Source organism: Paractinoplanes ovalisporus (assembly GCF_016834655.1).
In the GTDB taxonomy this organism is placed as follows: Bacteria; Actinomycetota; Actinomycetes; order Mycobacteriales; family Micromonosporaceae; genus Actinoplanes; species Actinoplanes ovalisporus.
Window position 1 is genome coordinate 79,927 of record NZ_JAENHP010000030.1, and the last position, 17,107, is coordinate 97,033.

The 17,107-nt window shown below is 70.8% G+C and carries 18 protein-coding genes; 5 read left to right on the forward strand and 13 right to left on the reverse strand.

Annotated features, from left to right (window positions below):
• Positions 1-58: 58 nt before the first annotated feature.
• The 5 genes from JIG36_RS46540 to JIG36_RS46560 form a co-directional block, all read right to left on the reverse strand.
• Positions 59-400, reverse strand: a complete 342-nt coding sequence (locus JIG36_RS46540; protein WP_203383336.1) for a hypothetical protein — start codon at positions 398-400, stop codon at positions 59-61.
• A gap of 245 nt (positions 401-645) precedes the next feature.
• Positions 646-1,500 carry a MerR family transcriptional regulator gene (locus JIG36_RS46545; RefSeq protein WP_203383337.1) on the reverse strand — a complete coding sequence of 285 codons (855 nt, stop codon included), beginning with the start codon at positions 1,498-1,500 and terminating at the stop codon, positions 646-648.
• Positions 1,501-1,556: 56 nt separating this feature from the next.
• A complete protein-coding gene (locus JIG36_RS46550) occupies positions 1,557-1,907 on the reverse strand; it encodes a hypothetical protein (RefSeq protein ID WP_203383338.1) in 351 nt (116 codons plus the stop codon).
• 110 nt (positions 1,908-2,017) lie between these two features.
• Positions 2,018-3,451 (reverse strand): serine/threonine-protein kinase, encoded by a 1,434-nt coding sequence (locus JIG36_RS46555; protein WP_203383339.1) that lies wholly within the window; start codon positions 3,449-3,451, stop codon positions 2,018-2,020.
• A 188-nt stretch (positions 3,452-3,639) separates the two neighbouring features.
• Positions 3,640-4,056, reverse strand: a complete 417-nt coding sequence (locus tag JIG36_RS46560) for a hypothetical protein (protein WP_203383340.1) — start codon at positions 4,054-4,056, stop codon at positions 3,640-3,642.
• 315 nt (positions 4,057-4,371) lie between these two features.
• Here JIG36_RS46560 and JIG36_RS46565 point away from each other — a divergent pair, with 315 nt between their 5' ends.
• Positions 4,372-4,734: an STAS domain-containing protein gene (locus tag JIG36_RS46565; RefSeq protein ID WP_203383374.1), complete on the forward strand. Its 363-nt coding sequence runs from the start codon at positions 4,372-4,374 to the stop codon at positions 4,732-4,734.
• Positions 4,735-4,981: 247 nt separating this feature from the next.
• On the opposite strand, the gene surE is transcribed toward JIG36_RS46565, so the two are convergent.
• The 3 genes from surE to JIG36_RS46580 form a co-directional block, all read right to left on the reverse strand.
• Positions 4,982-5,821 (reverse strand): 5'/3'-nucleotidase SurE, encoded by an 840-nt coding sequence (gene surE, locus JIG36_RS46570; protein ID WP_203383341.1) that lies wholly within the window; start codon positions 5,819-5,821, stop codon positions 4,982-4,984.
• Positions 5,818-6,750 carry a 1-phosphofructokinase family hexose kinase gene (locus JIG36_RS46575; RefSeq protein ID WP_203383342.1) on the reverse strand — a complete coding sequence of 311 codons (933 nt, stop codon included), beginning with the start codon at positions 6,748-6,750 and terminating at the stop codon, positions 5,818-5,820. Before JIG36_RS46575 ends, surE begins: the two co-directional genes overlap by 4 nt.
• Before the next feature lie 61 nt (positions 6,751-6,811).
• The gene (locus JIG36_RS46580) at positions 6,812-7,141 is read right to left on the reverse strand and encodes a hypothetical protein (RefSeq protein WP_236049712.1); all 330 of its coding nucleotides are present in this window, start codon (positions 7,139-7,141) and stop codon (positions 6,812-6,814) included.
• Positions 7,142-7,394: 253 nt separating this feature from the next.
• On the opposite strand from JIG36_RS46580, the gene JIG36_RS46585 reads away from it, so the two are divergent.
• Positions 7,395-8,318 (forward strand): SMP-30/gluconolactonase/LRE family protein, encoded by a 924-nt coding sequence (locus JIG36_RS46585; RefSeq protein ID WP_203383343.1) that lies wholly within the window; start codon positions 7,395-7,397, stop codon positions 8,316-8,318.
• A gap of 3 nt (positions 8,319-8,321) precedes the next feature.
• Here the strand turns inward: JIG36_RS46585 and JIG36_RS46590 are convergent, their stop codons facing one another.
• Both JIG36_RS46590 and JIG36_RS46595 read right to left on the reverse strand, forming a co-directional pair.
• A complete protein-coding gene (locus tag JIG36_RS46590; protein WP_203383344.1) occupies positions 8,322-10,445 on the reverse strand; it encodes a HelD family protein in 2,124 nt (707 codons plus the stop codon).
• 186 nt (positions 10,446-10,631) lie between these two features.
• Entirely contained in the window at positions 10,632-11,582 is a 951-nt protein-coding gene (locus JIG36_RS46595) for an alpha/beta fold hydrolase (protein ID WP_203383376.1), read from the reverse strand.
• 170 nt (positions 11,583-11,752) lie between these two features.
• Here JIG36_RS46595 and JIG36_RS46600 point away from each other — a divergent pair, with 170 nt between their 5' ends.
• Positions 11,753-12,373 (forward strand): carbonic anhydrase, encoded by a 621-nt coding sequence (locus JIG36_RS46600; RefSeq protein ID WP_203383345.1) that lies wholly within the window; start codon positions 11,753-11,755, stop codon positions 12,371-12,373.
• A 200-nt stretch (positions 12,374-12,573) separates the two neighbouring features.
• Here the strand turns inward: JIG36_RS46600 and JIG36_RS46605 are convergent, their stop codons facing one another.
• A complete protein-coding gene (locus JIG36_RS46605) occupies positions 12,574-12,900 on the reverse strand; it encodes a hypothetical protein (protein ID WP_203383346.1) in 327 nt (108 codons plus the stop codon).
• A gap of 234 nt (positions 12,901-13,134) precedes the next feature.
• Here JIG36_RS46605 and JIG36_RS46610 point away from each other — a divergent pair, with 234 nt between their 5' ends.
• The gene (locus tag JIG36_RS46610) at positions 13,135-13,626 is read left to right on the forward strand and encodes a DUF3145 domain-containing protein (protein WP_203383347.1); all 492 of its coding nucleotides are present in this window, start codon (positions 13,135-13,137) and stop codon (positions 13,624-13,626) included.
• Positions 13,627-13,666: 40 nt separating this feature from the next.
• A complete protein-coding gene (locus JIG36_RS46615) occupies positions 13,667-15,394 on the forward strand; it encodes a glycoside hydrolase family 3 protein (protein WP_203383348.1) in 1,728 nt (575 codons plus the stop codon).
• 227 nt (positions 15,395-15,621) lie between these two features.
• On the opposite strand, the gene fabF is transcribed toward JIG36_RS46615, so the two are convergent.
• Both fabF and JIG36_RS46625 read right to left on the reverse strand, forming a co-directional pair.
• Positions 15,622-16,848: a beta-ketoacyl-ACP synthase II gene (fabF, locus tag JIG36_RS46620; RefSeq protein ID WP_203383349.1), complete on the reverse strand. Its 1,227-nt coding sequence runs from the start codon at positions 16,846-16,848 to the stop codon at positions 15,622-15,624.
• 1 nt (position 16,849) lies between these two features.
• Complete coding sequence (locus JIG36_RS46625; protein ID WP_184953034.1) at positions 16,850-17,092, reverse strand: acyl carrier protein; 243 nt, start codon at positions 17,090-17,092, stop codon at positions 16,850-16,852.
• Positions 17,093-17,107 lie beyond the last annotated feature (15 nt).

Below are 17,107 nucleotides of genomic sequence, written 5' to 3' on the forward strand. Positions count from 1 at the left end.
GCTCTGCTGGGGTGCGCGGCTCATGCTCGGGGTGCGCGCCCGCTCATGCCGGGCGCGCTCAGGCGTACCCCAGCAGAGTCAGCGTCACCGCTCCCGCCGCCACCACCGTGCCGAAGGCGATCCAGTACGGGTAACGCTCGTGGCCGCCGTGCCGGGCCTCCGCGCTCCGGCGCACCGCCGAGATCACCCCCGGCACGCCGAGCAGGGTCCAGAACACCACCGGCAGCCACGACGGCGCCTGCGGCCGCGCGGCCCGGGCCATCTCCTCCGGGAAACGCACGAACAACCGGGGGTGGGCCGCCTTCTCCGGCGCGGGGCCGGAGGCCGGGGCGGGCGTCGGTTCCGGGGTCACCCACGGGGGAGTGGTCGGATACGCGGCGTACGGTGCCGGGGTCGTCATGGGGCGGAGCCTTTCGGTAGCGGCTCGGTTGCAGTCCCTCGCCGCCCGGCCCCATCGGCCACGCCCTCGCAAACCTGAGGCAAGGGTCTGTGTCGAAGTGGGAGACGGGCTGCGGCGTGGCCCAGCCGCCGCCTGGCCGCACGCCGCGAACACCTGAATACAACCCCGGTATTCAGGCGCCCGCGGCGCACACCCAGACGACACCTGGACCTCGCCTCACTCCGGCCCCCACTTCGACACAGACCCTAGTTTTCGGGAGCGGTTCTGATCGGCACCTGCATCTCGGTGACCCACTTGTCGAAGTCGCCCGGCGGGCACTCCAGGTAGACCTCGACCGCGAACCCCGGCTCGACCGCGCGGTAACCGTTGTCGTCGATCCAGTTGGCGATCTTCTGACCGGTGCGGAACGCCTCGCTCATCGAGCCGTGGTGCAGCGCGGTCGCCGCCTCGGGGACCTCGGGCAGCGTGACCACCTCGAAGCCGGCCTCCTCGGGCACCTCGGCGTCGCCGATCGGGAACGCGGCGTGCACGGTGATCGTCTCGTCGCCCGGCCCGGTCGGCGCCGGAAGGTAGTAGGCGATCGGCGCCGCGACCATCGGGACCCGGTGTTTCTCCATGAGTTCCATCAGCCGCGGATACAGCGGCGTGAGGTTCTCGGTGATCGACGTCGGGTGGTCGTAGCTGGTGGCCGTGGCGCCCAGCATCGCGACCCGCAACGCCGGGATCTTCTTGAGGACGACGTCTCCGGTGTCCATGTGCCCCTCGCTCTCGATCATGCGGAGGCGCGCGTCGACCTGGGCGAGACGTGCGGTGTCCTGGGCCATCTGGGCCTCGAGTTCGGCGCGCCGCAGCCGCAACATGCCCCACAGCTCCGAGGTGCCGACCTTCTCGTCGATCAGCGTCTGCACCTGCTGCAGGCTGAACCCGAGGTCCTTGAGCGCGGTGACCCGGTTGAGAAGCCGGAGCTGATCAGCGCTGTACGACCGGTAGCCGCTGTGCGGATCGACATGAGCGGGCCGCAACAGCCCGATCGCGTCGTAATGCCGCAGCATGCGAACGGACACACGTCCCAGTCCGGCGAACTCTCCGATACTGAACATGGACCCACCTTCCGCCCTGACACAGTGTGAGAGTCAATCCCCGCGCTCCGGCCCGGTCACATCAGCGCGTCGTCCAGCCAGTGATCACCGACCGCGGCGAAGAGCACCACCGGAAGTTCCTTGTCATGCTGCCCGACGCCGAGACAGACGACCCGGTCGCCGACCCGCCAGACGTCGACATCAACCGCGAACTCCGACAGCTCACCGGGGAGCGGCGCGATATTTTCGCCCGCGATGCATCGGTCGAGCACCGGCCCGAGCGGAACCCGGACCGGATCACCCCAGAACGCGGCGAGCCGGGCGGCCAGATCGGCACCGTGCGCCAGGTATTCGACGCAGATCGGATCGATGAGATCGCGCTGATCGTCGTCCCAGAAGTCCTGGCTCTCCCGTAGAAACAGAATCATGTGCCGGTGTGACGGATCGCTGCCGTCACCTCGTGGCAGTTCGACGTCGGCCAGGGCAAGGACTCTGCTTACCAGCTCATCCGAGCTCACTACGCCTCCCCCGACAGACCCTAGGGTGCGCCGCCGTTGGCGCCGGCCCCGCCGCCGTCGGCGGGGTCGGTGGTGGGTGGCGTGGTGGGGGGAGTTGTGGGCGGGGTGGTCGGCGGCGTCGTGGGCGGCGTCGTCGGCGGCGTGGTGGGCGGCTTGGTGGTGGTGGGCGTCGCGCTCGTCGAGGCCGACGCCGACGCGGAGGCGCTGCTCGACGCGCTCGGGGTCTGGCTGCGCGGGGCCGGGTTGCCGCGCGGCGTGGAACGGCTGGTCGGCGCCAGGCTCGACTGCGTCGTCGGGGTGTCGGTGACCTCGTCGGCCGGCTGGGACGGGCCGCCGGGGACCGAGTTCTCGACCGAGCGCTTGTCGTCGTCGTTGCCGCGCAGCGCGATGGCGAACGTCAGGCCGCCGGCCAGCACCAGCAGCGCGATCACGGCCACGAGCAGGGCCGTCTGACTGCGGGGCGGGCGCCGCGGGGTCAGGCCGGTGGACGTGGACGACGGGGCGAGCAGGTTGGTGCCGGGCGGGGTCTTCGGCGGCAGGTCGCGGGGGAGCGGCACCGCGCGGGTGGGCGCGGCCGGGCTCAGCGGGGCGACCATCGAGGTGCCGGTCAGCCTCTTCCAGTCGAGCGGGCCGGCCGCGGCGAACGCGGCCTCGGCGAACTCGGCGGCCGTCTCGAAGCGGTCGCCCGGCTGCTTGGCCATGGCCCGCTGGATGAGCTCGCGCACGTCGGCCGGCACGTGCTCGGGAAGGGGTTCCGGCTCGTCCTCCAGGTGGCGCAGGGCCACCTGCAACGCGTTGTCGCCGTCGAACGGGGGCTCGCCGGCGATGCAGTGGTAGGCCACGGCGCCGAGCGCGTAGATGTCGGTGGCGGCCGAGACGTTGCCCTTGGCGACCTGCTCGGGCGCCATGTAGAGAGCGGTGCCGACGATCGCGTTGACCGCCGTGACGCTGGTCACCTGGGCCGAGCGGGCCACGCCGAAGTCGACCAGCACGACCGTGCCGTTGGGCTTGACGATCAGGTTGCCGGGCTTGACGTCGCGGTGGACCGTGCCGTTCTCGTGGGCGGCGTGCAGCGCCTCGGCGGCCTGGGCCACGATCGACATGACCTCGGTGACCGGCATCGGGCCCTGCTTGACCCGGGTCGACAGCGGCTCGCCCTCGACGTAGGCCATGACGAGATAGGCCACGCCGTCGTCGCCGCCGGACTCGGCCGCACTGGCGTAGTCGTAGACCTCGACGACACCGGGGTGGCGGAAGGCCGCCATCATCCGGGCCTCACCGTAGAAACGCGCGGCGAACTCGGGGTCGGACATCATGCTGGAGCGCAGCACCTTGACGGCGATGACCCGGCCCAGCACGACATCGGTGCCGCGCCAGACGTCACCCATCCCGCCTGTGGCGATGCGCTCGTCCAACCGGTAGCGGTTGCCGAGGAGGTGGCCGGCAGTGAGCACCAACGGACCTTATCTAATCGGGTGGCGGAGCCACAGCGGAGAGACGGCGAAACTGTAACCGGCCCGGCGTCTCGGCGGGGGGTCAGAGGGGGCCACCTTTCGGCCCTCGGCGGAATCGGCGATCAACTGGCCCGGGATACGAAAAATCCCCGGGCGGCGACCTCGTGCCGCCCGGGGATCCGGAACATCTAGTTGTCGTACGTCGGAGTGACCACGACCGCGGTCTCGGCCAGTTCGAGCTCTTCCTGCTCGGCCTGACGCTCGAGGGCGGCCCGGGTCGACGTGGCGACCGCGTAACCCACCGCGACGCCGAGCAACCCCACCCCGATGATCAGACCCCACGGCCGGGACGCCCGGCGCCCGGCCAGGGCGGCCGCGGCCGCGTTGGCGCGGTTCCAGGCGATGTCGGCCTTGCCGCTCGCCTGGCCCGCCAGCTTGTGGCTCTTGCCGGCCAGTTTGTGACCCTGATCACTTGCCTTGCCCGCGAGCTTGGCGGCCTTGTCGCCGGTGTCCTTCGCGGTGTCGCCGGCGGCCGCCATCGCGGCCGACAGGTACTCCCAGGCCTGCGCGGCCGTCCGTTCCGCCTTGCTCTTGCTGGAGAACATGCTGTTACCTCCCGCGCTCGCCGTCCTCTTCATCCTGCCCATGTGCGCCATTCAGCAAACGTGTCCCGTGTGGACACCGTCACGTTTCGGAAACGAGTTGCTGTGCCCCGGTACTCTTGACCCGGTTCACACCAGGCACTCAGGTGTCTGACAGGTTCGGGTCCTAACCTTTTGGTCAGTTTCACCGAACCTTCCGGGGGTAGTCTCGACCGCCCCTGGCGCACGGATCGCGGCCGGGCGAACTGGGAACGCCCGGTAGTGGCCTGTGTTGGAGGAACGACGCTCGGAAATCCCGAGCGGGTGGAGGGAATTGGCGTGACGCTGTCGATAATGACGTCGACGCTTGCCGACGACGTGGTGGAGGTCTCGCCGAGCGGTGAGATCGACGTCGAGAACGCGTACGAGATCCGGGAAGCGGTGCAGGGGCAGTTGGCCGCCGGGCATCTCGCTCGCATCGAGCTCAACCTTCAGAACGTGACTTTCATCGACTCCGTGGGCATCAGCGCGCTTGTCGCCGCGTTCCAGCTCGCGCAGGTCAGCGAGGTCAAGCTCATCGTGACGCGGCCCAGCCGCTTCGCGCACCGCCAGTTGTGGGTGACGGGGCTGCTCGGTCTGTTCGGCAACCCGCAACCCTTCGGCGAGGCCGATGCGGCCCAGCCGGCGGTGTCCGGGGCCTGAGACGACGGAAAAGCCGGTCCTCCACGTCGGGGGGCCGGCTTTTTCGTGTCCGTCCCGTGGCTCGGCTCGTCAAGATCCAACGCATCAAGATCCAACGCATCAAGATCGTTTTACGGCCATCCCTAGCCCCCACCCGCCTCGGGGACCTGGGTTGGACGATAGGCGTTTGTCAAGCTCGGAATGCCCGGCCGTCCACAGATCGTGCGGTGCGGTCGGCCAGTTGTCCACAGGCGGTGGGCAGCGGTGGTCAGAGCGCCGACGCGTGCACCGGAACCGCCTCGAGGTTGATCTTCACCTCGGTCATCTCGTGCGGCGGCCGGATCGGCGTGACCACGGCGAAGTGCTCCGCGAGCGCGGCCAGGTCGGTGTCCGGCTGCAGCGTGTCGTCGACGGCCTGCACCGCCGTACGGACAAAGCCCTCACCCGCCTCGGCGATGCTCACCTGCACCTGGCCGAACTGCGCCAGCGACGCCCGCCGCAACCCCCGGATCCCGTCCAGATGCAGGTCGGGGACGTTGAGGTTGAGGATCGTGCCCGGCGGCGTGTGGGTCAGCGTCGGCACGAGGCGGACGGCCAGCTCGGCCGCGCTGTCCCAGTGGCGCTTCTCGTCCTCCTCGTGGTCGAGCGCGGCCAGCGCCGCACCCCCGCTGCGCGCCGACGAGGCCCGCGGCGAGAGCACGTCCAGTGACACCGCCAGCCCGTGCAGGCCCGCGTACGAGCCGGTCAGCGTGGCCCCGACCGTCCCCGAGTGCACGACCGCGGCGCCCGCGTTGGCGCCCCGGTTGATGCCCGAGAAGATCATCTCCGGCGGTTCGCCGAACGCCTCCCGCAGGGCGAGCAGCACGATGTACGCGGGGGAGGCCGCCACCGCATACGCGGGAATGTGTTTGGCGTGGGGCAGTTCCCGCTTGTGCAGAATGATCTTGCCGTGTTCCTCGACGGCGGTCATGGCGGCGCTGCTGCCGCTGGCCTCGGTGATCGGCGCGGCGACCACGACGTCGTGCCCCTCGCGGGCCGCGGCCCGTGCCAGCCAGCGCAGACCGGGCGCGTCGATGCCGTCGTCGTTGGTGACCAGGATTCTCGTCATGTCGCCTTCTTGAGAGGGGTGATCTTGACTCGTTCGGTGAGCACCGAGACCGCGTCCAGGTGCCCGGTGCCGAGCCCGTGCCGGGTGACGTTGAGGGCGCCCGCGGCCGCCCCGGTGCGGACCGCCTGGGTCATCTCGCCGCCCTTGGCCAGCACCGCGGCGACCCCGGCGGTCATCGAGTCGCCGGCGCCGCGGTGGTCGGCGATGGACAGCTTCGGGATGCCGACCTTGTAGATCTGCTCGTTGAACAGGGCCAGCGCGCCCGCGTCGGCCCGGGACAGCAGGGCCGCCTCGGCGCCGTCCTCGTGCAGCTTGATCAGCGCGTCGGTGAGCGACTTCTCGGTCGCGTCCTTGATCATGCCGTCGCGCAGCAACTCCTCGTGACTGACCTTGACCACGTGCAGGCCGGCCTCGAGCACCGCCTTGAGATGGTCGCCGGAGAGATCGGCGATCACCCGGCAGCCGTGGGCCTTCAGGTCGTGGGCGAGCCGGCCGTAGACGTCGGGCCGGATCACCGAGGGGTGCGCCGGGCCGCTCAGTATCGCGTTGCCCGCCCGCAGGCCTTCGGCCAGCGCGAGGTTGTAGAGCTCGTCCAGCTCGTGCCGGGTGAACGGGGCGCCCGGCTGTTCGGCCAGCTCCTGGCGCTTCCCGTTGCGGCGGTCGTGGACATACCAGCCGCTGCCGCTCTCGCGAGGGATCGTGCGCAGTTGGACACCCTTGAAGTCGAGCAGCGGTTTGAGCACGCGGCCCACCTCGCCGCCCACGGCCGTGCAGAGGGTCACCTCGGCGCCGAGCGAGGTGATCATGCGGGCCTGCCAGATGCCCTGCCCGCCCGGGTGGACGTGCAGCTCCGGCTGGTTGTGTTGCTGTTCGATGGTCACCGTCAGTTGCGGTGCCGGCGCGAAGACCATCACCCGAGCGTCGCCCATACAGGGCATTGTTGCCGCTAATGCCCCGCTCGGTGCCGATTACCGCAAAAGCGGCCGATGGTCAGATCTCGAACCCGTCGTTGGTCAGCTCGATCACGGAATCGGCCAGCTCGGGACGAGTGCGCAGCAGGTCTTCCAAGCGGACCCGCCACTTGCCGGCCTCGACGTCGGCGGCGAAGCGGTCGCCTCCGGTCTCGACCAGCGCGGTCAGCAGGCGCTGGCGGGTGTCGGCGAAGTGGCCGTACATCTCGCTGCCGAGCCGGCTCAGCACCCGGGCGGCGAAACCTTCAGAGTGGGGGCTGCCCGCCGCGCGCACGAACGCACGAGCGCCGTCCCACGCGACTCGGGGCTGGTGGATGACCATGGTCATGATGGTGTCCTCCCGTGACATGGTCACCAAGCGTAGAGAGGATGCCGAGAACCGGGCGTCGGTCGGCACATGCGGTGACCGGTGTGAAGATCTTGCACCCTCAGGTGTGATGATCGCCATAGTTGCACCGGCGTGCAATCACCATCCGGAAGAGTGCGACGCCCGGCCGGGCCCGACCGGCAACCCGCCGGTTGTTTCGATCGAAGCCGAACCAAACCCGCGTGATCGGGGTACGACGTGGTGACAGCCAAGTTCCGCCTGGAAAGGGATATCCGTGTCCAGACGTACCCTCGCGATTGTCATCTCCACGGTGCTCGCCGTGGTGGCCGGAGCGACCCCGGCCGCCGCACATTCCCCCGCACGGTGGCCTGCCACGCTGGCCCTGCCGGCCGGCTTCCAGCCCGAGGGCATCGCCATCGGCGAGAAGCCGTACGCCTACTTCGGGTCCCGGGTCGACGGCGACATCTATCGCGTCCACCTGCGTACGGGAAAGGGGTCGGTCTTCTCCGAGGGCCCCGGAGCGGGCAACCCGTCGCTCGGCCTCAAGATCGACGATGACCGGCTCTTCGTGGCCGGCGGCAGTGCCGGCAACGCCCGCGTGGTCGACCTGCGCAGCGGGCGGGTGCTGAAGTCGTACACGCTCAAGGGCGCCGGCACCACGAGCTGGTTCATCAACGACGTCGTGCTCACCCGCGACGCCGCCTGGTTCACCGACTCGGCCAACCCGGTGCTGTGGAAGGTGCCGCTCAACCTAGGCGGCGAGCCCCGGGCCGTCCCGCTGACCGGCGACATCGAGTACACGACGGGCAACAACGCCAACGGCATCTCCCGTACGCCGGACGGCCGCGCCCTGATCGTCGTGCAGTCCAACCTCGGCAAGCTCTTCCGGGTCGGTTACGACGGCCGGAGCACCGAGATCACGCTGAACGGCGCCGAGACCGTCGAGAACGGCGACGGGCTGTGGCTGCGCGGCACCTCGCTCTACGTCGTCCAGAACCGGCTCAACGTGATCGCCAAGGTCTCGCTCGACCGGCACGCCACCAAGGGCAAGGTCATTTCCCGTACGGGGAATGCCTCGTTCGACGTCCCGACCACGATCGCGGAGTACGGCCAGCGGTTCTACCTGCCGAACGCCCGCTTCACCACGCCCGCCGAGCCCACGACGACGTACACCGCCGTGGGCGTGGCGATTCCGTAGGTTCTAGCCGCGCCAGTCCGGATCGGTTCCGATGGTGGTCAGGCGCTGGGTGGCCCGGGAAAGGGCGACGTAGAGGGTGCGCATGCCGGCCGGATCCCGAGTGAGGGAACCCGGTTCGACCAGCACCACCGCGTCGTACTCCATGCCCTTGGCCTCCAGCGCCGTGACCACCTGGACCCGTTCCGGCAGGCCGGCGACCCACCCGGCCATCTCGTCGCGGCGGGGCACCGGGGTGATCACGCCGATCGTCCCGTCCACGTCGGCCAGCTGCTTCTCGGTCACCTCCCGCACCACGTCGGGCAGGCGGGCGGCGTCGGTCACCACGTCCACCGGGTCCACCCCCGTGCTGCGTACGGCCTTGGGCAGTGGCAGGTCGGGCATGATCCGGCGGATGACCGAGGCGGCCACCTCGAAGATCTCCGACGAGTTCCGGTAGTTGGTGGTCAGCGCGTAGCTGTTGCGCTTGCGCGAACCCAGCGCCTTGTCCCGGGCCCGGTCGAGCTCGTCCAGGTCACCCGACCACGCGGTCTGCGCCGGGTCGCCGACGATCGTCCACGACGCGTACGAGCCCCGGCGCCCGATCATCCGCCACTGCATCGGCGAGACGTCCTGCGACTCGTCGACGACCACGTGCGCGTACTCCCGGTAGTCCTCGTCGCGCTGCACCTGCTGGGCCCGGGCCGCCGCCTGCCGCTCGTTGGCCGTGCTCAGCTCCTGGATGCCGTCGCGCACGTGGAACGGGTTCTTGGTCTTCTTCGAGGGCTGCCGCGGGCGGCCCATCAGCTCGTCGAGCTCGTCGAGCAGCGCCACGTCGGCGATCGTCGGGCCCTGCGTGGCGAGCGCGTCGAACGATCCCTGCAGGCGCGCGATCTCGTCCTTGGCGAGCAGACCATTCCCGTACGCCCGCAGGCGTGCCGGATCGGCCAGCCATCGCAATACACGCATCGGGGTGAACCGCGGCCACCACGCCTTCAGGAACTCGCGGAAGTCCGGCCGGTCGGCCAGCTCCGCCTCGAAGTCCGGCTTCTCGGGCAGGCCCGTGACCTTGTGCTGGCGGGCCTGCGACCACAGCGCGTCGAAGACCCGGTCGAAGCCGTGGCCGCGCACCTCGTTGCGCCGGGCGCCCCGGGGCAGCGCCGAACGGCGGATCTTGTCGAGCTCGGCCTGGCCCAGGCGCAGCAGCGTGCCCCGGTAGAGCAGGCGCAGCTCGGTCGGGCCGCCGGGCACGGCGTCGTGCGAGGCGCGCTCGAGCAGCCGCCTCATGCGCAGCGAGCCCTTGATCGCGGCGATGTCGGTCGGGTCGACCCGCGTGGCGTCGTAACCCGGCACCAGCGTGCCGAGCGAGCGCAGGGTCGCCGTGTCCTCGCCGAGCGAGGGCAGGACGGTGGCGATGTAGTCGACGAAGACGCCGGACGGGCCGACCACCAGGATGCCGCCGCCGGCGAACCGGTTGCGGTCGGAATAGAGCAGGTAGGCCGCGCGGTGCAGGGCGACCGCGGTCTTGCCGGTGCCGGGGCCGCCGGTCACGATCGTCACGCCCGACGAGGGGGAGCGGATCGCGTCGTCCTGCTCCTTCTGGATGGTCGCCACGATGTCGCGCATGCCGCGGCCGGTGGCCTTGGACAGGCTGGCCAGCAGCGCGCCGTCGCCGACGACCCGCATGTCGGCCGGGGCGGCCTCGGGGTCGAGCAGGTCGTCCTCGATGCCGGTGACCCGCTCGCGGCTCGACTGGATCATGCGGCGGCGCACGACGCCCAGCGGCTCGGCCGGGGTCGCGCGATAGAACGCGGCGGCGGCCGGGGCCCGCCAGTCGACGACCAGGGGCTGCGAGCTGCCGTCACGGATGCCCATGCGGCCGACGTAGTGGGTGGCGCCCGTGTTGAGGTCGAGGCGGCCGAAGACCAGGCCCTCGTACTCGGTGTCGAGCGCGTGCCGTCGGCGGGCGGCGTGGAAGACCATGGCATCCCGCTCGACCAGGGCGCCGAAGGTGCCGACCCCGGCGAGCCGGTAGCCCTCCTTCTCGGCGCGTGAGGCGTCGCGGCGGAGCTCGGCGAGCCGGGCGTAGACGCGATCGACGTGTTCCTGCTCGACCGCGATCTCCTGCTGAAGAACGGTGGCGTCGCTCAAGACGGTGAATCTCTCTTTCCGGCCCCCCATGCACGCGTCCGGGCAGCGTGCTCGCGTAGGGGAGCACTCGAACTTACTCCGTTGAGGCCCGTCGCGTCTCACCCGGCCTTGACATCGGCCCGGCAAACCCGGTCCGACCTGGTGGTTGCGGGTCTTGCCGCTGGTGGTGTCGCCGGGCGGCGGGGTTCAGGCGGCTTTCTTGAGCGTGCCGGAAGCCCGGCGTGGGCGGCGGGGGCGGCGGGCCGGGGTGGCGCGCTCGACGATCGCCGTCAGCGCGGCCGAGACCTCGTGCGGCCTCTCCATCGGCAGCATGTGACCGGCCCCGGGCAGCACCTTCAGCTCGGCGAAGGGCAACGCCCCGGCGATCGACTCGGCGCAGGCGGGTGGGGTCAGCCGGTCGCGCTCGCCGACCAGCACGGCCGCGGGCACGTCGGCCAGCGCGGCCAGGGTCTCCAGGCGCTGCTGGGCGCCGATCGAGGGGCGGAAGGCGCCGATCGAGCGCAGCGGGGCCCGGCCGAAGCTGCGCATGGCCAGTTCGAGCGCGGCCTCGTCGCACTCGTCGCCGAAGAGCAGCCAGCGCACGGCGGGGCGCAGCGCGGGCAGCAGGGCGCGGTGGGGCCGCCACGGACCGCCACGGGCCAGCACCCCGGCGCCGATCGTCTCGCCCGCGCGCAGCAGGGCGGCGATCCGGGCCGGCAGCCCGTACTGCGTGTGAGCGTGTCCCTCGGCCGTGGTCGACACGAACAGCAGACCGGCCACCCGTTCGGCGAACGGGCCGGGGCAGGCGGCGGCGTACTCCATGATCGCCATGCCGCCCAGGGAGTGGCCGCCGAGCACCACGGGGCCGGTGGGGGCGTAGTGGCGCAGCACGGCGTCGAGATCGTGGCCGAGCTGGCTCAGGGTGGCGCCGCCGACGCCGGTCGCGCTGCTGCGGCCGTGACCCCGGGCGTCGAAAATGATCACCCGGGGGCGCCGGGCGCCGAGCACCCGCAAGGCGGCCACCTGATGCCGCCACGTACGCCTGTCCTGGCACCAGCCGTGCGCCAGCACCACGGTGAGCGGGGCATCGGCCGGTCCGTACGCCTCGACGTGCAGACGGACCCCGTCGGGGAGCGTCAGCTCCGACCGCTCGGCCATGGGCACCTCCGTGAGTCGCACGCCCCGTACGTACCCACGGGTAATAATCATCACTCGCGATCACCCGAAATGCCACGCCTGAATCTGCGGTAGGGCCGAAAGTCCCGTGCAGAACGTGAGTTGGCTCGCACTCGCTGTTCATGACGCCGAACTGGGTGAGAATCAGACTTATGACGACCGACCCGTCGGCGGGGCCCGCCGTACCGATCACGAATGCCGCAGAAGCCCTGGCCGAGCTGGTCGCGGGCAACAAGCGCTTCGTCACCGGCCGCCCCGAGCACGGGCACCAGGTCTCGGCGGCCGCCGCGTCGTCCGGGCGCCAGCAGCCGCACGCGGTGGTGCTCGGGTGCATCGACTCCCGGGTGCCGCTCGAGGCGATCTTCGACCAGACGTTCGGGTCGATCTGCGTGGTGCGCTCCGGCGGCCACGTGGTCGACCGTGCGGTGCTGGGCTCGGTGGGCTTCGCCGTGGCCGAGCTGGGCGTCCCGCTGATCATGGTGCTGGGCCACAAGCGCTGCGGCGCGGTCATGGCCACGGTGGCGGCGCTGCGGGCGGGCGAGATCCCGGCGGGCGAGATCGGCTACCTGGTCGACGAGATCGCCCCCGCCGTGCGCGCGGTGGGTGTCGAAGACCCCGAGGCCGCCGAGAAGGCGATGCGCGCCCACGTGGGTCGCACGGCCCGCCGCATGAGCGGCGTCGACGTGGTGGCCGACGCGGTCGGCGCGGGCCGGGTCAACGTGGTCGGCGCCGTCTACGACCTCGACACCGGCATCGTCGAACTGCTGCCCTGACCATCCCTGCCGCCTCGGGCGGCCGGATCAGCGGCGGTCGAACAAGCTGCGGCCCGAGGGCGCCCGTGCGGCGCGCGCCCGGAATCGGCGGTTAAGTCGCGATCCTGCCCGGATGATCTCGGTGGGTTGATCTTCAAGGGGTGCGAAAAGGCGCCTGTCGACCAGCGGTCGGCAGGCGCCTTTTGTGCGTGCGGTGAGGGTCAGCCCTCGAAGACGCCGGCCTCGGCCAGGCGCTTCTCGGTGGCGCCCCAGCCGTGCGACGGGTTCGCCTCGTCGAGGGCGGACAGCTCGGCGCGGATCTTGGCACCGTGACCGGCGGCGGTCAGGGCGCGGATCTCGTCGACGAACGCGTCCGAGTCGGTCTTGAGGTGGGCGGTCTTGCCATTGGTCAGGTTCCGCACATACGCGAAGCGACCGTTGGCGAGCGGGATGAGGTACTTGTACTCACCGAGCACGCTGAGGGCGCCACCGGCGCCCTGGCCGGCGCGGACTGATGCGCGGGCGGTCTTTGAGGTGTTGCTCGCCACGGCGGCACTCCTTGAAGAAAGCAGAAAAAAGGCCTTGGCAACTCTACACGATGCTCCGCGGACCGTGCCGTCCGAGCAGGTTGAAGCGTTGAACAGGACGTGCCACTACGGCCGATCCGATGTCGATGTTGCCGATTCTCTGGCGCACCATCAGTACCAACCGGCATCATGGGACACGATCAACCGCGGTCGAGGTCGTAGGGGAAGACGCACCTCGGTCTTCGGGAGGTCACCGTGCCAACGTGTGGCGTCGTATACGTCCACTCGACCCCACTCGCCGTGTGCCAACACGTCGAGTGGGCGATCGCGCGCGTCCTGACCGCGCCGGTCACGCTGCACTGGACTACGCAACCGGTCGATCCCGGCATGCGGCGCGCCGAGTGCAGCTGGACCGGACGGTCCGGCACCGGCGCCGAGCTGGCTGCTGCCCTCCGGCAGTGGCCCATGATCCGTTTCGAGGTGACCGAGGAACCGAGCCCGGGTGTAGACGGCGAGCGTTTCATGCACGTCCCCGGTCGCGGCCTCTTTCACGGGATCATGGGCGCGTCGGGGGACATCCAGATCGGCGAGGACCGGCTGCGCTCGATCATGGCCTCCGCGCGGGCGCCGGAGGCCCTTTCCCATGCCCTGGAAAAGGCGCTCGGCTCGGCCTGGGATGCCGAACTCGAGCCTTACCGGTACGCGGGTGACGGCGCCCCGGTGACGCTGCTGACCAGAGTGGGCTGATTTACCCCCGCTCGCACCCGGGTGGCCGGGAGCTGATTCGATGGGCAGCGTGATCAGGACCGCCCGCGCTGCCCTGCTTGTCCCCTTGCTGCTCGCCGCTGCGGCGTGCGGCTCCGACGACAAGCCCGCGCCACCGGCCGCCTCGGCGCCGCCGGTCGTGCCCTCGGCCGTGCCGTCGGCCCTGGCGAGCACGCCGACCGGTGATCCGGCGGCCCAGGCGGCCGCGGCCGTGGCCGCCATGAGCGACAGCGATCTGGCCGGTCAGGTGCTGATGCCGTACGCGTACGGCAGCAATGCGACCACCGTGGACAAGGGCTCGGCGGCCGGCAACCAGGGCCTGGCCGGGGTGAACACGCCCGCCGAGATGATCGCCAAGTTCCACCTCGGCGGCCTCATCCTGGTCGGCTTCACCGCCGAGGACCCGACCGGCGCCACCAACCCGACCACCAACGTCGAGAACCCGAAGCAGGTCCGTGAGCTGACCGACGGGCTGCAGGCCGCCGCCCGCCAACTTCCCGGCGGGGCCCCGCTGATGATCGGCACCGACCAGGAGTACGGCGTGGTCACCCGCGTCACCGAGGGCGTCACCATGCTGCCCTCGGCGATGGGCGCGGGGGCGGCCGGGCAGCCCAGGCTCACCGAGGGGGCCTGGCGGGCGGCGGGCGAGGAGCTGGCCGCGATGGGGATCACGGTCGACTTCGCCCCGGTCGCCGACACGCTCGGCCCGCCGGCCAACACCGTGATCGGGTCGCGGGCGTTCGGCGCCGACGCCAAGGCCAACGCCCAGCAGGTCGCCGCGGCCGTCCGCGGGCTCCAGGGCGCCGGGGTCGCGGCGGGCCTCAAGCACTTCCCGGGGCACGGGCACACGAGCGGCGACAGCCATGAGGTCCTGCCGGTGGTGAAGCAGAGCCAGGCCGCCTGGACGGCGCAGGACATGCCACCGTTCCAGTCGGGGGTGGGCGCCGGGGCCGGTGTGGTGATGTCCGGCCACCTCGACCTGCAGGCGTTCGACAAGGGCGTGCCGGCCACGTTCTCCAAGAAAATCATGACGGACCTGCTCCGGAGCCGGCTCAAGTTCACCGGCGTCGCGGTCACCGACGCCATGAACATGCCGCCCGCGATGAAGTGGCCGCCCGGCGAGGCCGCCGTGCGCGCCCTCAACGCCGGCAACGACATGCTGCTGATGCCCCCGAACATCGCAGCCGCCCGCGACGGCATCCTGGCCGGGCTCAAGGACGGCTCGCTCAAGAAGGAGCGCCTGACCCAGGCCGTCACCCGCATCCTCACGCTCAAGTTCACGACGGCGCAGACGAAGCAGCCCGACCTCTCGGTGGTGGCCTCACAAGCCCACCAGCAGGCGGTGTCGGCCCTGGACGCGGCCTCGATCACGGTGCTCCGGGGCCCCTGCGCGGGGGCGTTGCTCAGCGGCCCGGTGACGGTCACGGCGTCGAGCGACCGCGAGGTGGCGCGGGTCAACCTCGTACGGGCTCTGCAGGCTCAGGGTTTCCAGGTGCAGGCGGCCGGCGGCACGGTGGTGCACCTCGTCGGCTACGGCGACAAGTCGGTCGACCTCGACCCGGCGGCTCGCGTGACGGTCATGATGGACACCCCGTATCTGCTGGCCGCGGCCAGGTCGCCGATCCTGGTCGCCACGTATTCGTCGAGCAAGCTCTCGCTGAACGCCCTGGCCGCGGTGCTGGCCGGCAAGGCCAAGGCGCCCGGCAAGTCCCCGGTCGCGGTCACCGGGCTACCCCGCACGGTGTGCTGACCAGCTGAACGCCGGCAGGCTCACCGCTCCCATCGCGGGAACGAGCGTTCGTTTTGCGGTAGCGCGGCTGGAGTTCTGGAACGAGCGTTCGTTTTGCGATAAGGCGTGCCAGGTGCGGGAACGATCGTTCGTTTTGCGGGGCGGCCGACCGGCGTACAGAACAAGAACCGAACGACGCGGCGCGCGAAAAGGGCCCGGCCAAACGGCCGGGCCCTGTCCGTGAACGATCAGGCGCGGGTGAAGACCAGCGCCACGTTGTGGCCGCCGAAGCCGAACGAGTTGTTCATCGCGGCGTGGATCTCGAGCGGGCGGGCCTTGTGCGCCGCCACGTCGAGGTCGAGCTTGTCGTCCGGGTCGTCCAGGTTGATCGTGGGGGGAACCACGCCGTCCCGGATGGCCAGGATGGTGGCGATCGACTCGAGCGCGCCGGCCGCGCCCAGCAGGTGGCCGGACATCGACTTGGTCGAGGTGATCACCGGGTGGGTGCCGATCGAGGCCTTGATGCCGATGATCTCGCCCATGTCGCCGACCGGGGTCGAGGTGGCGTGCGCGTTGACGTGGGCGATGTCGGCACCGGTGAGACCGGCGTCGCGGATCGCCTTGGCCATCGCGCGGGCGCCGCCCTTGCACTCCGGGTCGGGCTGCACGATGTCGTAGCCGTCCGAGGTGATGCCGGCGCCGGCCAGACGCGCGTAGATCCGCGCGCCGCGGGCCTTCGCGTGGTCGGCCCGCTCGAGCACGATCGCGCCCGAGCCCTCGCCGAAGACGAAGCCGTCGCGGCCCTTGTCCCAGGGACGGGAGGCCTTCTCGGGCTCGTCGTTGCGGGTCGACATGGCCCGCATGTTGGCGAAACCGGCGTACGGCAGCGGATGGATGACCGCCTCGGTGCCACCGGCCACGACCACGTCGGCCCGGCCCGAGCGGATGATGTCCAGGCCCAGCGACATGGCCTCGGCCCCGGTCGCGCAGGCGCTGGCCATGGCGTGCACCCCGGCCTGGGCGCCCAGTTCGATGCCGACCCAGGCCGCCGGGCCGTTGGGCATGAGCATCGGCACGGTGTGCGGGCTGACCTTGCGCTGGCCGGATTCCTCCAGGATGTCGTCCTGGTTGAGCAGGGTGAGCGCACCCCCTATTCCGCTGCCGAAGCTGACGGCGAGGCGCTCCTTGTCGAGCCCGGCCTCCTCGAGGCCGGCGTCGGCCCAGGCCTGCTTCGCGGCGATCAGGGCGATCGCCTCGGAGCGGTCCAGGCGGCGCATGCGGACCCGGTCGATGACCTCGGACGGGTCCACCTTGAGCTGGGCACCGATCTTGACGGTGAGCTGGTCGGCCCAGTCCAGGGTGAGGCGACCCACCCCGGACCGGCCGGCGAGCAAGGCGTCCCAGGTGGACGCGACGTCCCCGCCCAACGGGGTGGTCGCGCCGAGCCCGGTGACGACGACGTCGACGTTGCTCATGTCAGTGGTTCGCCTCGATGTAGCTCACGGCGTCACCGACGGTCTTGAGGTTCTGGACCTCGTTGTCGGGGATCTTGACGCCGAACTTCTCCTCGGCGGCCACCACGACCTCGACCATGGACAGCGAGTCGACGTCCAGGTCGTCGGTGAAGGACTTGCCCTCGGCGACGTCGTCCGGGTTCACGCCGGCGACCTCTTCGAGGATCTCGGCCAGGCCCGAGGTGATCTCTTCGCGAGTAGCCATGTTCAGGTGTTTCCT